Genomic DNA, 15,652 nt, shown 5'->3' with positions numbered 1-15,652 from the left:
GCATCCCTGCTCACTCATCAGAAGAGTTTATTATTACTGATATAACTATACCATATAACCCAAATAATATCAAAAAGCCCTAGATATCAAACAGACTTAACTGATTTTCATCGGGTAATTCACTTAAGACTCCATTTTGGGTCATAAATTCAATAATGGTTTTAGAAACTTTACCACGTTTAGCAAGATCTTCCTTTGAAATAAATGGCTTATCTTCTCGAGCCGCCACGATTTGTTTAGCAACGTTTAAACCTAATCCAGGAATTGCTCGAAATGGTGCGATTAATTTTTTACCATCAATTAACCACTCAGAAGCGTCCGAGCGATTAATGTCGACCATCTCAAATTCATAGCCCCGCTCCAACATTTCATTGGCAATTTCCAAAACAGTCAAAAGATTTTTCTCTTTAGTGGATGCTTCGGTCCCTTTATCGTTGATTGCCTTAATGCTTGATTTAACTGCTTCTTTTCCATGACTCATAGCCACAATGTCAAAATCATCAGCCCGAACAGAAAAGTAAGCGGCATAGTAAACGAGTGGAAAATAGACTTTAAAGTAAGCCACTCTTAGTGCCATTAACACATAAGCAGCCGCATGAGCTCGCGGAAACATATACTTAATCTTTAAACAAGAATCAATGTACCACTGCGGAACACCAACGTCTGTCATTTTATCCTGCCACTCATCCTTAATTCCACGACCATGTCTAACTTGTTCCATGACCTGAAATGAGGTTTCTGAATCTAACCCCCAGTTGATCAAATCAGTCATAATATTATCACGACATCCAATCACATTCGCAATGGTAGCCGTCCCATCCTTAATCAGTTCTTCAGCATTTCCTAACCAAACATCGGTCCCATGTGACAACCCAGAGATTTGCAATAATTCAGAAAAATTACTTGGTTTAGTTTCTTCAAGCATTCCACGCACAAAACGCGTCCCAAATTCAGGAATTCCAAGTGTCCCTGTCTTTGAAAAAATTTGTTCAGGACTCACACCAAGAATCTTAGGACTAGCAAACAATGACATCACACCCGGATCATCCATTGGAATCGTTGTCGGATCGACCCCTGATAAATCTTGAAGCATTCTGATCATCGTCGGATCATCGTGTCCTAAAATATCGATTTTTAAAATATTATCGTGAATAGAATGGAAATCAAAATGGGTCGTTTTCCATGCTGCATTTTGATCTTCAGCCGGATACTGAATGGGAGTAAAATCATAAATATCCATGTAGTCTGGCACAACAATGATTCCAGCTGGATGTTGTCCCGTTGTTCTTTTAACGCCAGTAGCACCCTTAGATAATCGATCAATCTCCGCATTTCGAAAGCGTTTCCCGGTATCCCGTTCATAAGCCTTTACGTATCCGTAAGCGGTCTTGTCAGCAACGGTTCCAATCGTTCCGGCCCGATAAACATTATTCTCACCGAAAAGAACCTTGGTGTAATTATGAGCAATTGGTTGATAGTCTCCAGAAAAGTTTAAATCAATATCCGGAACCTTATTTCCCTTAAATCCTAAGAAAGTTTCAAAGGGGATGTTGTGCCCATCACCAACCATAACTGTTCCACACTTTGGACACTTTTTATGTGGTAAATCAAATCCAGAACTATATTCACCTTTAGTGAAAAATTGCGAGTACTGACATTTAGGACAACGATAATGGGGAGGAAGTGGATTAACTTCAGTAATTCCAGACATAGTGGCAACTAAACTCGATCCAACTGAGCCTCTAGAACCTACTAAATATCCATCCTTGTTACTTTTAGAAACTAATCTTTGAGCAATTAAATAAATAACAGAGAAGCCGTTTCCAATGATACTTTTCAGTTCCTTATCAAGACGCTTCTGGACAATTTCAGGAAGCGGATTGCCATACAAACGATGCGCTGTATTCATCGTTCGATCTCTAATTTCGTCCTTAGCACCCTCCATTTTTGGTGTATACAACTTGTCTTTTAAGGGTTTTACATCATCAATTTCGGAAGCAATCTTATTAGTATTATCAACTACAATTTCTTCAGCTTTATCTTCACCCAGAAAATTAAAATCTTTCAACATTTCATCAGTGGTCCGAAAATGGAGATCTGGTAATTCTTGGCGATTCAGTGGGTTAGCTCCACCTTGAGAATTAATCAAGATCTTACGATAAATATAATCATGAGGATCGAGATAGTGAGCGTCACCAGTTGCTACTAACGGAATATCTAGCTCATGGGCAATTTCATACATATTACTAATAATTTCTTGTAACTTACCCCGATCACTAATTAATCCCTGATCGATTAGTGGCTGATACGCTGCTTGAGGTTGAACTTCAAGATAATCGTAAAACTTAGCCTTATCAAGCGCCTCTTTTTTACCCTTTTGCATCATCGCCGTAAACACTTCACCGCTTGAACAGGCCGATCCAATCAATAGGCCATCCCGAAACTTCTTAAGCTGACTCCTAGGAATTCGAGGAACCCGATAATAATAATCAACATGAGCAAGTGACACCAGTTTAAACAGATTCTTTAAACCAGCTTGAGTCTTCGCCAGGATAATCGCATGGAATGGACGAGCATGCTTATAAGCATCATGTTCCTCCATATGATCATTAAGCTGATCGTGATACTGAATGTTATATTTATCTTCAGCCTCTTTTAAAAAAAGATAATTTAAATGACCAGTTGATTCTGCATCATAAATCGCACGGTGATGGTGCTCTAATGAAACGTCAAACTTTTTAGCTAACGTGTTTAATCGATAACTCTTAAAATTAGGATACAGAAAACGTGCCAACGTCAAAGTATCAATAATTGGATTACTAATCCGACTCATGTCATGGCGTTCGTAACCAGTATTCATGAACCCAATATCAAAAGTAACGTTATGTCCTACAATGATTGCATCACCACAAAACTCACGGAACAACTTAAAGACTTCTTCTTCAGACTTAGAACCAGCCACCATATCATTGGTAATTGAAGTTAAATTGGTAGTTTGTTCAGACAATGGGAAACCAGGATCAATAAACTCCTCAAACTGTTCAATCACATTGTTATTTTGCATCTTTACAGCCGAAAGTTCGATAACCTTATCGTAAATTGCTGATAAACCAGTGGTTTCAACGTCAAAGACAACGTATGTAGCATCCTTTAAAGCAACATGTTTATCGTTATAAGCAATTGGTTCACCATCATCAACGACATTTGCTTCCATTCCATAAATCATTTTAATATCGTTATCAACTGCAGAATGATAGGCATCCGGAAAGGCTTGCACATCGTCATGATCAGTAACAGCAATTGCAGGATGGCCCCACTTTTTAGCGCGACTAACATAATCACTAATCGAATTAGTAGCGTCCATCTGGCTCATGTTAGAGTGCAAGTGTAGCTCAACCCTTTTTTTATTTTCAGGGGCAGTATCTTTTCTTTCTTCGTGTTTAATTGGATTAATATCATAAGCATTAAGTGTCAATTCATGAGAGTAGTTATCTTCTTGAATGCTTCCACGGACTTTAACCCAGTCTCCTACATTTAATGATGCAAATTCTTGTTCTTCGTCATCATTTTTGGAGAATTTTTTAACAACAATTGACGAAGAATAATCAGTAACCTTTAAAATCATCAATTGGCGGCCAGATCGTAATGATCGAATTTCTTTATCAAAAACATATCCACTAACCACGGCGGAACGTTCCTCTTCGGTTATGTCCACCATCTTAGTAATATCAACATCATCTTTGATTTTCTTTCCAATCATTTTAGAATGCTTACTTGGATGTGATTTGCCTGAGGAATTCTTTAGAGCCTGCATCGCCTTTTGAGCCAACTCAACGTCACGTTGTTGTTTCTTTTTCTTTAAATCATCTATTTTTTCTTGAGATGCTGTAGTATCAATCATGGTATGAATGGAAAATTTAGGAAATCCAACTCTTTGATAAGTTGATTCAATTGGTCCCAAAGCATTACCATTTAGAAAATCTTTGACGATTTCATTTTCAGCAAGAAAGGTAACTCGGTCATCAATCAGTTTTGGTAAATTATTATTACATAATTCATGCGTTAAATTTGAAGTAATTCCAGCGTGATTTACAACCCATTGCCAATAATCACCAAGCTTACGATTATCAAAACCACTATTCTTAGTTTTAATCTCGAAATCTACCTTAGCAATCCCATCGAAGGCCACACCCAAATGATGAACAAATTCTATAAACTTTTCGTAAGGCATAATCTCTGGTAGTATCAAATGAAAATGCCATCGATTTGATTTCTGATGGACATCGATTTTGTCAATTTCAGCATTTTGAAAGTAAGATTGATCAGCTGAATCTTCTAATTTAATTTGCTGAAGTAATTTACTAAATAATTCTTTTTTATTTAAACTCACTTTGATCCTCTCTTTCATTAGTTTAAAAAAGACCAGTTAAAACCTGGTCTTTAATTTAAATCTCTTTAGACAAAATATCAATTGTATTACTTAAATCATCTTGTTTAGTCTCAATCGTTTCGCCAGTTTTACGAATTTTAACTTCTACAATTCCTTCATCCGCCTTTTTGCCGATTGTAACCCGAATTGGAATTCCAATAAGATCAGAATCAGCAAACTTAACCCCGGCACGTTCCTTACGATCATCAACCAAAACAGATAGTCCTTTTGATTCCAATTCTTTTTCAATTGAAGATGTCATCTCTAATTGCTCATCATTTTTAACATTCGTTGGGATAACATGAACATCATATGGAGCAATTTCTTTTGGCCAAACTAATCCATTTTGATCAGCTTGCTGCTCTGAAACTGCCGACAACAAACGACTGACACCAATTCCATATGAGCCCATGACAACCGGGATATTACGACCATTCTGATCGAGAATATCAGCACCCAATGTTTTGGAATATCGTGTTCCCAATTTGAAAATATGACCAATTTCAATTCCCTTGGTAAACTTCAATACTCCGCTACCATCAGGAGAAATGTCTCCTTCTTTAACTAAATGAAAATCCCCAAAGTCTTTTACTTGGTAATCACGGTCGTAATTAACGTTTTTATAATGCTTCCCGTTTTTGTTAGCCCCGGTAACACCATTACTAATACCTTTAACATACTGATCAGCATAAACAGAAACGTCATCTGGAACATTAATTGGTCCAACCGATCCGGGTTTAACGTCTAAGTATTTAGAAACCTCAGTTGGGCTAGCAAGTTCTGCCGAATCAGCATCAAAATAATTCTTAACCTTTGTTGGATTAATTTTTTGGTCTCCCCGAATCAAAATCATTACTGGCTTACCATCAACGATATAAAGTAAACTTTTAATAATCTGATCTTTTTCAACATCAAAGAACTTACTAACTTGATTAATGTTATTAACATCTGGAGTGTCAACTAATTCCAAATCATTTAATTCTTGATGTCCCTTTTGATCAACAAACATATTCGTTGCCATCTCCAGATTAGCAGCATAATCACTATCATCCGAATAGACAATCGTATCTTCACCAACCGCAGCAGGAGCAGAAAATTCTTTTGAATCGGAGCCACCCATTGACCCAGAATCACCAATGATGGTCCGATAATTTAACCCAATCCGGTCAAAAATTCTCTGAAACGCTGCTTCCATTTGTTTATAAATCTTATCCAAATCATCATCATCTTCAGAAAAGGAATAGACATCGAGCATAATAAACTCTCGACTACGCAACAATCCATAACGTGGCCGATCTTCATCACGATACTTAGGTTGAATTTGATATAAAATTAAAGGAAGCTTTTTATATGATTTGATATTATTTTTAATTAGATCTGTAAAAGTTTCTTCATGTGTAGGACCCAAAATAAAATCCGTATCATGTCGATTTTTAAATTTAAATAGTTCGGGACCATAAGTGTCATATCTACCCGAATCTTTCCATAATTTAGCTGGAATAACTGTGGGCATCAACATTTCTGCTGCATCGGTTTTATCTAATTCTTCACGAACAATTTTTTTGATGTTTTCAAGCACGCGATATGCCAGTGGTAAATATGCATACATACCTGCCGAAACCTGCCTAACGAATCCAGATCGAACTAGCATTTTATGACTAAGAGCTTCAGCTCCCGCTGGATCTTGTTTTAAAGTTGGTATCAATAATTTTGACTGTTTCATTTTATAACCCCTAAAGTTTTATCGAATAAAGTATCGCTCAATATCATTCCAAGTTACCAGTACCATCAATACTATCAGAATGGCAAAACCAATGAGCGTAATGATCGTTTCCGTTTTTTCCGAAACTGGTTTTCTTCTAATTGCTTCCACAATATTTAATAATATTTTACCACCATCCAAGGCTGGAATTGGTAACACATTTACAATGGCTAAATTAATGGATAAAAATGCTAAAAAGCTCAACAGTCCTAAAAAACCGCCCTTGGATGCGTTAGACGTCTCCGCAAAAATGGCAACTGGACCACCTAAGTCATTTAAAGAAAAATGGGTAAACATTGAACCCAACACACCAAACAATTCAGTTGTCATATCCCAGGTTCGAGTAAATCCAGAAAACAACTTAGCTGAAAAGCTAGTGTCCATCGCCTGCTGAACTCCAATCATACCAACTTTTTGCTTCTGAATGGTTTTGGCTTCAGTCGTCATTGAAATATTTTTAACTTTTCCATCATGCTTAACCGTTAAAGTTACTTTTTTATCTGGGCGCTTCTGAATCAACGTGCCGATATCATTCCACGTGTTGGTTTTGTGACCATCAACAGCCAAAATATTACTATTATTTTGCAGACCAGCTTTTTTCGCAATTGAAACTTGTGGCGACAGGTTAACCCTGTTTGAGTTATTAGGAACTCCACCTTGCATGAAGGACAAAAGCATAAATGCCAAAATTGCCAAGACAACGTTGTTAAAAATTCCCGCGCAATTTACCAAAAGTCGTTTATACAAGAGTGCTGACTGAAATTGAACGTCAACCGGCGCGATTTGAACCTCGATCCCATCTTTTTCAATAATAGTAGCATCGTGATCAACAGAAAACTTTTTTTTCTCAGAATCATCACCATTTTCGTATCCTTCAATCCAGAGACCCCCTTCTAGATCGGATCCCGACACATCTAGTGGTATTCCTTGAAACAGTTGGCTTTTATTACTCAAATCAATTCTAGTAACAACACCTTTGCTATTAGTTTGAAGCCGAACTGGAGTCCCTGGCTGAATTTCTTCATCCTCATCATCACTACTTCCAGCCATTCGAACATATCCACCAATAGGCAGTAATCGTAGTGTATAAGTCGTGTGATTATGTCGATAGTAAAACAACTTGGGACCCATTCCAATTGAAAATTCACGGACCATGATTCCTGACATTTTAGCCACGATAAAATGACCAAATTCATGAACAAAAACTAATATTCCAAAAATGATTATGAAACTAATGATTGTAATTAACAATAAAGACCCAGTCCCTTCCAGATATTACACAATTCCAAATAAATGTAGTAGTGGTAGAACAAATAATAAACTATCGAATCGATCTAATATTCCACCGTGGCCTGGCAAAATCTTGCCGGAATCCTTAACTCCATAATAACGCTTTAAAGCTGACTCAACTAAATCACCAAATTGACCAAAAATGGAAAGAACAATCGTAATAAAGAACATACTTACAGTACCAATCCCATCAATTGGGAAAAAGCAGACAAAGATTGTACACAAAATGGCTGCTAGTGCTGTACCGCCAATCGATCCCTCCCAAGTCTTATTAGGAGAAATATGAGGTGCCAATTTGTGCTTTCCAAATGCCCTTCCAAAGAAGTAGGCGCCGGAATCAGTTAACCATACAATAAATAGAGCGTACAACAGGGTTGTTAATCCATCAGTCCGGGCTTCAATAAAGTAATGAAATCCAAACCCAATGTACAAAATTGCCAAGGTAAAGACTCCAGCGTCATCAAAATTGAACTTATTTTTAGAAAATACGGTAAATAACATCAATAACATTATTAAAATGTAAATTGCAAATGGAGGTTTAATCCACAATGGTAAAAATGATAACCAGTTTGTCGGGATAATCATAGCAATTGTCGCAACAAACGCAATTAGTGTCTCTGGAGACACTAAAAGTCTTTTTTTCATAATAAAAATTTCTGCTAGGGCAATCAAACCTAACACGATAGCGGCTAAGTCAATCCATATTCCACCAGCAATGATAATCGGTATAAAAATAATCAAAGCAATAACCGCTGTGATAATTCTCTGCTTCATAATAAATCTCCTATTTTGCGTCCAAACCACCAAATCGACGGTGACGCTGTTGAAATTGTATAATTGTTTTTTCTAGATCGTCAGGTGTGAAATCAGGCCAGTACTGATCAACAAACTCTAATTCACTGTACGCAATTTGCCATAACAAAAAATTAGAAATCCGTTCTTCACCACTAGTTCGAATCAATAAATCAGGATCAGAATATTCACCCAAAAAAGCGGTCATCAAATGATCTGAAATTGTCTGATCAGAAATTTCATCAACATTTATATTACCCCTTTTTACATTTTGCGCAATTTCCTTAACGCCACGCACAATCTCGTCACGACTACCGTAATTTAAAGCAAAATTCAAAACCATCCCGGTACAATCCTTAGTATCATCAATTGCGTCATAAACTGCTTTTTGGGTTCTCTTAGGTAATCCAGAAATGTCACCAATTGTCGTAACCTTAACATTATGTTTAATGAGGCTCGGAACAAAATCATCAAAAAATTTAGCTGGCAAACTCATCAAGTAGCCAACTTCCTTTGCGGGTCGCTTCCAGTTTTCAGTAGAGAATGCGTATAACGTTAATACTTTAACCCCAAGATTACTTGCTTTGGTAGTAATATCTTTTACTACTTCCATTCCGCGCTTATGGCCAGCAATTCTAGGTAAGTGTCTTTTTTTTGCCCAGCGCCCGTTTCCATCCATAATTATTGCAATATGATTAGGAATGTTTTTTATATCCAGTTCGTTAGTCATTTGAGTACCTCAATACTTTTACATAAATAAAGGATGAGAGAATCCTCATCCTTTTACTTTACTAATTTCCATTCTCCACGACCTGCGTCAACCAAAGTATTAAAATACTTTAAAATCTTATTAGCGTCTTCTGGGCTCTGTTCCCCGAGTTGATTCAATCCCTCACCCGTTGGGATTGGCTCTGACAGATCTGTAATCTCGTTTCCATTCTCAATCGTCGCTTTTGAGAAAGCAATAATCCAGTCATTTTCGATCAAGGGAGAAACTACAAAAAATAAGTTAAAGTCATCATTAATATAAGCGGGCATCACGTACACATTATCTTGAATTTTCTGTAATTGATTACCATCATAGTCCAGTGCACGCAGGTTTCCTTCGTTAACTGGCTGTTTCAAACGAAATGCCATGTGATCAAACTCAGGTGTGCCCGGTGTTACTTCTTTTTCGTTATCATTATCATCAGCCATTAGAAAAACTCCCCATTTTATTAACCATTAAGAATCTCGTCTTCCTTTTTCGAGATAATGTCTTCCACTTCAGAAATTGACTTATCAGTGATTTTTTGAATTTTGTCCTCCAAATTATGAGACTCGTCATCCGTAAAATCACCATCTTTGTTACCACGTTTGGCAGCGTCCATGCCGTCACGACGAACATTTCTAACTGCTACTTTACTTTCTTCACCAGTTGCTTTAACTTTTTTCGCAATTTCTTTTCGACGATCTTCTGTCAACTGTGGGATCACAATTCGAATATTGTCACCATCATTCATCGGATTAATTCCAAGGTCAGCCTCTAAAATACCATGCTCGATGTCCTTTAACGAACTCTTATCATAAGGTGTAATTAAAATTACACGCGGTTCTGGAATTGAGATTGAAGCGACTTGGTTTAATGGCGTGGATGCCCCATAATAGTTAACTCTAACCGGACTTAATAAACTAGCATTAGCACTACCAGCTCGGATGTTTCCAAGTTCCCGCTGTAAGGCTTCCTCTGCTTTTTTCATTTTTGACTTAGTTGTGTCAATAATTTCATTTGAACTAGGCATATTATTTTCCTTCCACGATTGTTCCAATTTTATCACCTTGAACAACCTTCTTGATATTGCCAGGCTTATTTAAATTGAATACCACTAACGGGATATTATTATCCATCGAAAGTGAGCTTGCAGTAGTATCCATAACATGTAAGCCTTTGTTAATGATATCCATTTGCGTTAATTTCTCATACTTTTTAGCATTGGGATCGGTTTTAGGATCAGCTGAGTAAATTCCGTCAACTCCGTTTTTTGCCATTAAAATGGCATCAGCGTCAATTTCAGCAGCACGGAGGACTGCCGTAGTATCAGTTGAAAAGTACGGATTACCAGTACCTCCAGAAAAAATCACAATTCGTCCCTTCTCTAAGTGGCGAACTGCTTTACGCCGAATGTAGGGTTCTGCAATTTGCTTCATTTCAATCGATGTTTGAAGCCTAGTCGGAACATCCACTGATTCAAGGTTATCCTGTAAGGCTAAACCGTTCATAATGGTCGAAAGCATCCCAATATAATCGGCTTGAGATCTTTCCATTCCCATTTCTTCACCAGCTTCACCACGCCACATGTTTCCACCACCGACAACGATGGCAATTTGAATCCCTAAGTTATAAACATCTCTAATTTCTTCAGCAATCGTCTTGATAACGGGGGGATTAATTCCAAATCCTTTATCACCAGCAAGAGCTTCACCGCTTAACTTTAAAACGATCCGTTTGTACTTTAAATCTGCCATCAGATTTCCTCCAACAATATAAATTAACTACGATAATTTTAGCATATATTAACGTATAACAACAGTGCCCTGAAGTTAGGTATAACAAAAAAGCCAGTGCATTTAACACTGACTTTTTGCTGAAATATTATTGATTCATTTGTTGTTTAACTTCATCAGCAAAACTTTGAGTATCTTGTTCAATACCTTCACCAACTTCATATCGAACAAAGCCTTTTAGTTTACCATTATTTGATTCAACATATTGTTGAACAGACATATCAGGATCCTTAACAAAAGGTTGATCAGCTAAACTAATTTGAGCTAAGAATTTCTTTAAACGCCCATCAACCATCTTTTCAACGATCTTTTCAGGTTTACCCTCACTTAGAGCTTCCTTTTTAAGAACTTCACGTTCATGCTGCAACCGATCTGAAGGAATTTCATCTTGAGTTAAGAATTCTGGGTTTTCAGCAGCAACATGCATGGCAACATCCTTAGCAGTATTGTCATCTCCACCTTGAAGTTCAACCAAAGCACCAATTTCTCCACCATTATGAAGATAAAAGCCAAAACTATCATCATCATTTTTATTAAAGGTCTTGAAACGACGCAATTTGATTTTTTCACCAGTAACTTGGGTAGTATTAATGATGGCATCTTCGACGGTTCCATCGTTTAATTCAAGTTTCATTGCTGCATCTAAATCTTTAGGCTGATTTAAAGCAATTGCATCAGCAACAGCATCAATCAAATCCTTAAAGTCATCATTGCTGGCAACAAAGTCCGTTTGCGAGTTAATTTCAACGATCGCAGCCTTGTTATCATGAACAGCAACTCGAGTGAGGCCACTGGCAGCCACCTTTCCACTCTTCTTTTCAGCCTTTGCAACCCCATTTTCTCTAAGAATATCAATGGCTTTCTTTTCATCACCATCGGCGGCAACTAAAGCCTTCTTAGCATCCATCATACCAGCACTAGTCTTGTCACGTAACTCTTTAACTTGTTTAGCAGTTACTTTTGCCATAATTGTGATCTCCTTTGTTTTAATAAAAAACTGACTTAAATTAGGCCAAAAGGGTCTAAACAAAAGTCAGCCTATCACTTTAATTATTTAGTTTCTTCGGATTTTTCATCTTTTTGGTCAGCATTTTTATCAAAATCTTTTTCGCTAACTTCATCTTCACCCTGTTTACCCTCAATAATAGCATCAGCCATTGTTGAAGTAATCAATCTGATGGCACGAATTGCATCATCATTAGAAGGAATAACATAATCAATTCCATCAGGATCAGTATTAGTATCTACCATTGCTACAACCGGAATATTAAGCTTTTGAGCTTCATGCAAAGCAATTTGTTCCTTATGTGGATCAACGATGAACATTACATCCGGAATCTTAGGCATATCTTCGATACCGCCTAAGAATCTTTCAAGTTTGTCGGTTTGCTTCTTAAGCAAAGCAACTTCCTTCTTTGGTAAACGTTCAAAAGTGCCATCTTGAGCCATCTTTTTAAGTTTCTTCAAGTACTTAATTCGTTTTTGAATCGTGTTCCAGTTGGTAAGAGTACCACCTAACCAACGATGGTTAACGTAGTAAACACCAGCACGTTTTGCTTCTTCTTCAATTGAATCTTGAGCTTGTTTCTTAGTACCAACAAAAAGAATTACAGCATCATTTGCTGCTTCATCCTTCATAAAGTTGTAAGCACGGTCAATGCACTTAACCGTCTTTTGTAAATCGATGATATAAATACCATTACGTTCAGTAAAAATGTATTTCTTCATCTTAGGATTCCAACGACGAGTTTGGTGACCGAAATGAACACCAGCCTCAAGTAATTGTTTCATTGTAACTACAGCCATAATTAGCCTCCATATAAAAGTTTTTTCCTCCCTAGAATTATGCAAGGAACTCAAATGAGCACCGCCTTACAAAACCTTCTAGGTGTGTATTGGTAATTAACACCAAGGATTAGTATACAAAATATCAACGTAAATAACAATAATATTTTGAGATTTAATCAAATCTTGCGTATAATATTAAAAATGTGTTACGGTTCTATGTATCTGAGGAGGAGTTTAAATGATAAAAGCTGTCGTATTTGACGTCGACGACACATTGTATGATCAAAAGCGGGTTTCAGAAGAGGCCTTTTTTAAGACGTTCCCTAATCATCCAATTATTGACTCAGCTACTTCATTTAAAAATTTTCAAATTCAAAGTCCCTTAGTTTATTCCAATATAATGTCTGGAACTTACAAGCAAAATGAACTAGTTTATCAAAACATCAAAAATGGTGTTAACGATCTTGATCCGGATAAAGAAGAAATTAAACATTTTAAGAAAAACTATCTAACTTGTATTAAAGAAATTTCATCTTATCACGATCTTTTAAAGACAATCCAAATGTTGTCAAATGATTTAAAAATTGGAATTATTGCTAACGGATCCAGTCAATTCTTAAATAACGAACTAAAGATCCTTGGATTAGATGATTACATTGATCCTAATTACATCATTGCTTCAGAGTCAGTTGGCATGTTAAAACCGGATCCTAAAATTTTTACCGTTATGAATCATAGATTAGATGTAAGACCATCCGAAGTAGCTTACATTGGCGATTCATTTACTGGTGACATCATTTCAGCCAAGCGAGCTGGTTGGCATGCCTTTTGGTTCAATCACCGCAAAAGGTCTGTTCCAGAAACAAACTTCGTTCCTGACCAAACAGTAACTTCTCAAACTGAACTTTGTGAACTTTTAAAGGCTCTATCAAAATAAAAAGCGCACTTCATATGAAGGGCGCTTTTTATTTTGATTTCCTATTTAACTTCAACTGAGTTATCGGACTTACCGTTTTTAATCAATTGAACGTTTGAATCGAGTGCAATTTGAACCATGTTCTTAACCGCAGGCTTCGTGTAAAATGCAATGTGTGGAGTGATTAAAACATTATCCCGTTTCATCAAGTTCTTCAGTCTGTCATCTGGGATCTTATCAAAACTTCCAAAATCAACATTGAAAATACCCACTTCGTTTTCGTACACATCAAGAGCAGCTCCTGAGATCTTGCCACTGTCAAGGCCACGAATCAAAGCATCAGTATCAATTAAACTTCCACGGGCAGCATTGATAATTTTGATTCCATCTTTCATTTGCGCAATTGAATCATCATTAATCATATGATCATTTTCTTTTAATGCTGGGGCATGAAGAGTTATAATATCAGAATTTGCATACAATTCTTCAGGGGTATCAACGTAAATTCCCTCTTTTTTGAGCTCAGGGTTTGGATAAGGGTCATAAGCAATCACTTTGGCACCAAAACCTTGAAGGATTTTAACAACTTGGCGTCCGATTCTCCCAGTAGCATAGACACCAACGGTTTGCTTGTTCATTTCGTCAGCAATATCTGGAGCCCAGGTCATGTTACCATGGCGTTCCTTATCTTCAAACTTTTTAGTATGACGAAGTAACCGCATCATTTCTGTAACCGCTAATTCAGCAATAGCAGCTGGTGAATAAGCTGGAACGTTAGTGACATTAATGCCATCACGTTTAACAGCATCAGCATCAACATTATCCACCCCAACGTTTCGAAGTGAAAGTGATTTAATGCCAAAACTAGCTAATTTGTCTAAAATATCAGCAGTATAAGGCTTTTGCTGGTATGCAACCACACCATCAAATCCCTTTGCTTCGTCGACAGTGTCATTATCCAATAATTTTGATTCTGCTTTTACTTCAATGTCTGGATGAGCTTTATCCCATTGTTCTAAGTATGGTCGTTCATCGTCTCTAATTCCATATGCAATGATTTTCATAACTTAGTCCCCCTTTTCTTTTCACCATAATTATAACACCCAACCACTAATTACCCCAAAGAGTCGAGTCAATTCCATGGCTAATTAGAAAAAATTCTTTTTTTCTCCGAGTTTGATGCTTAAAAGCGTATTCTGCTTTCATGGCACTCCTTTTATCATTAAATTTTTCGTAGTACAGTAGCTTTAAAGGTCGCCTAGTTTTAGTATATTTGGCCCCTTTCCCAGCTTGATGAACCGCTAATCTACGATAAACGTCATCGGTAAACCCACCGTAAAACGTCCCGTCACAACAAAGTAAGACATACATATAGTAACTTTTACTTTCCATACAATATCTTTTTAACCTCTTTTGAATAACTACCATGGTCATAAACCGTAATCGGGTAATCGACTTTTAAACCAGCATTTTTTCCATCTTTAATTGCAGATACCAAAATCATGTTAGAATTCTTTCCCTCTTTAGGGTAAATAAATTGAATTTGCTTCATTGCTAGTCGAAAGTTAGTCATTAAGTTCATTAATTCATGTAGGCGATCAGGACGATAAACCATGTAAAGTTTCCCACCAGTTTTTAAAAGCTCACTACTAGTTTTAATAACGCTTTTCAAATTAGTTTTTACTTCGTGTCTTGCAATCGCTAAATATTCATTCGGATTTTTTTTACTAGTCGGAAGATTTGAAAAATACGGAGGGTTAACCGTAATAGTATCAACCTCATCTTTGCCAAAAATTGTGGTAGCATTAGCTAAATCATCATTATAAACGGATATCTGATCCTCTAAGCCGTTCAGTTGAACACTCCTAGTTGCCATATCACTTAGACGTGATTGAATCTCGACTTCGGCAATCTTACCATGTGTTTTTTTGCTTAAAAACAAACCAACGGCACCATTACCAGCACATAAATCAACCAAAAGACTATTCTTATTGATCTTAGGCTGAGCAAAATTAGCAAGCATTACGGCATCCAAAGAAAATGAAAACACACTTGGACTTTGAATGACTTTAATGTCCTGACTGTAGAGTTGGTCAATTCGTTCATCACCAATCAAGTTCACCTAGTTCAC

At 36.9% G+C, this 15,652-nt stretch carries 14 protein-coding genes; 1 reads left to right on the top strand and 13 read right to left on the bottom strand.

Annotated elements, in window-relative coordinates:
* Positions 1–79 precede the first annotated feature (79 nt).
* From AC6UD0_RS00400 to rpsB, 10 genes are all read right to left on the bottom strand, one after another.
* The gene (locus tag AC6UD0_RS00400) at positions 80–4,390 is read right to left on the bottom strand and encodes a PolC-type DNA polymerase III (RefSeq protein WP_500707785.1); all 4,311 of its coding nucleotides are present in this window, start codon (positions 4,388–4,390) and stop codon (positions 80–82) included.
* A 55-nt stretch (positions 4,391–4,445) separates the two neighbouring features.
* Positions 4,446–6,152 (bottom strand): proline--tRNA ligase, encoded by a 1,707-nt coding sequence (locus AC6UD0_RS00395; RefSeq protein ID WP_500693845.1) that lies wholly within the window; start codon positions 6,150–6,152, stop codon positions 4,446–4,448.
* An 18-nt stretch (positions 6,153–6,170) separates the two neighbouring features.
* Positions 6,171–7,442, bottom strand: coding sequence for an RIP metalloprotease RseP (gene rseP / locus AC6UD0_RS00390; RefSeq protein ID WP_500699433.1), 1,272 nt, complete (start codon positions 7,440–7,442; stop codon positions 6,171–6,173).
* 24 nt (positions 7,443–7,466) lie between these two features.
* Positions 7,467–8,255 (bottom strand): phosphatidate cytidylyltransferase, encoded by a 789-nt coding sequence (locus AC6UD0_RS00385; RefSeq protein ID WP_500693847.1) that lies wholly within the window; start codon positions 8,253–8,255, stop codon positions 7,467–7,469.
* A 10-nt stretch (positions 8,256–8,265) separates the two neighbouring features.
* Complete coding sequence (gene uppS / locus AC6UD0_RS00380; protein WP_500707784.1) at positions 8,266–9,003, bottom strand: undecaprenyl pyrophosphate synthase; 738 nt, start codon at positions 9,001–9,003, stop codon at positions 8,266–8,268.
* A gap of 53 nt (positions 9,004–9,056) precedes the next feature.
* Entirely contained in the window at positions 9,057–9,470 is a 414-nt protein-coding gene (locus AC6UD0_RS00375) for a hypothetical protein (protein ID WP_500693849.1), read from the bottom strand.
* Between the two features lie 20 nt (positions 9,471–9,490).
* The gene (gene frr, locus AC6UD0_RS00370; RefSeq protein WP_500693850.1) at positions 9,491–10,054 is read right to left on the bottom strand and encodes a ribosome recycling factor; all 564 of its coding nucleotides are present in this window, start codon (positions 10,052–10,054) and stop codon (positions 9,491–9,493) included.
* Between the two features lies 1 nt (position 10,055).
* On the bottom strand, positions 10,056–10,778 hold the full coding sequence (gene pyrH / locus AC6UD0_RS00365; RefSeq protein ID WP_500695573.1) for a UMP kinase: 723 nt from the start codon (positions 10,776–10,778) through the stop codon (positions 10,056–10,058).
* Positions 10,779–10,905: 127 nt separating this feature from the next.
* Positions 10,906–11,787, bottom strand: a complete 882-nt coding sequence (tsf, locus tag AC6UD0_RS00360) for a translation elongation factor Ts (protein ID WP_500693962.1) — start codon at positions 11,785–11,787, stop codon at positions 10,906–10,908.
* 80 nt (positions 11,788–11,867) lie between these two features.
* The gene (rpsB, locus tag AC6UD0_RS00355) at positions 11,868–12,623 is read right to left on the bottom strand and encodes a 30S ribosomal protein S2 (RefSeq protein WP_500693852.1); all 756 of its coding nucleotides are present in this window, start codon (positions 12,621–12,623) and stop codon (positions 11,868–11,870) included.
* Between the two features lie 220 nt (positions 12,624–12,843).
* On the opposite strand from rpsB, the gene AC6UD0_RS00350 reads away from it, so the two are divergent.
* Complete coding sequence (locus AC6UD0_RS00350; RefSeq protein WP_500696626.1) at positions 12,844–13,542, top strand: HAD family hydrolase; 699 nt, start codon at positions 12,844–12,846, stop codon at positions 13,540–13,542.
* A 41-nt stretch (positions 13,543–13,583) separates the two neighbouring features.
* On the opposite strand, the gene AC6UD0_RS00345 is transcribed toward AC6UD0_RS00350, so the two are convergent.
* From AC6UD0_RS00345 to AC6UD0_RS00335, 3 genes are read right to left on the bottom strand one after another with little or no spacing between them, the layout of a single operon-like run.
* Positions 13,584–14,585, bottom strand: a complete 1,002-nt coding sequence (locus AC6UD0_RS00345; protein WP_500693854.1) for a D-2-hydroxyacid dehydrogenase — start codon at positions 14,583–14,585, stop codon at positions 13,584–13,586.
* A 46-nt stretch (positions 14,586–14,631) separates the two neighbouring features.
* On the bottom strand, positions 14,632–14,913 hold the full coding sequence (locus tag AC6UD0_RS00340; RefSeq protein WP_500693855.1) for a GIY-YIG nuclease family protein: 282 nt from the start codon (positions 14,911–14,913) through the stop codon (positions 14,632–14,634).
* Complete coding sequence (locus tag AC6UD0_RS00335) at positions 14,903–15,643, bottom strand: tRNA1(Val) (adenine(37)-N6)-methyltransferase (protein ID WP_500707783.1); 741 nt, start codon at positions 15,641–15,643, stop codon at positions 14,903–14,905. The genes AC6UD0_RS00340 and AC6UD0_RS00335 overlap by 11 nt, the downstream gene beginning before the upstream one ends.
* Between the last annotated feature and the right edge of the window lie 9 nt (positions 15,644–15,652).

It is taken from the genome of Fructilactobacillus sp. X7R9C1 (assembly GCF_059901005.1).
Note: the sequence above shows the minus strand (reverse complement) of the source record. Positions and strands in the feature narration are given on the sequence as shown.

Coding starts and splice junctions, on each gene's coding strand:
- AC6UD0_RS00395 (WP_500693845.1), bottom strand. CDS start 6,152: ATGAAACAGTCAAAATTATTGATACCAACTTTAAAACAAGATCCAGCG.
- AC6UD0_RS00385 (WP_500693847.1), bottom strand. CDS start 8,255: ATGAAGCAGAGAATTATCACAGCGGTTATTGCTTTGATTATTTTTATA.
- uppS (WP_500707784.1), bottom strand. CDS start 9,003: ATGACTAACGAACTGGATATAAAAAACATTCCTAATCATATTGCAATA.
- AC6UD0_RS00375 (WP_500693849.1), bottom strand. CDS start 9,470: ATGGCTGATGATAATGATAACGAAAAAGAAGTAACACCGGGCACACCT.
- frr (WP_500693850.1), bottom strand. CDS start 10,054: ATGCCTAGTTCAAATGAAATTATTGACACAACTAAGTCAAAAATGAAA.
- pyrH (WP_500695573.1), bottom strand. CDS start 10,778: ATGGCAGATTTAAAGTACAAACGGATCGTTTTAAAGTTAAGCGGTGAA.
- rpsB (WP_500693852.1), bottom strand. CDS start 12,623: ATGGCTGTAGTTACAATGAAACAATTACTTGAGGCTGGTGTTCATTTC.
- AC6UD0_RS00350 (WP_500696626.1), top strand. CDS start 12,844: ATGATAAAAGCTGTCGTATTTGACGTCGACGACACATTGTATGATCAA.
- AC6UD0_RS00345 (WP_500693854.1), bottom strand. CDS start 14,585: ATGAAAATCATTGCATATGGAATTAGAGACGATGAACGACCATACTTA.
- AC6UD0_RS00340 (WP_500693855.1), bottom strand. CDS start 14,913: ATGGAAAGTAAAAGTTACTATATGTATGTCTTACTTTGTTGTGACGGG.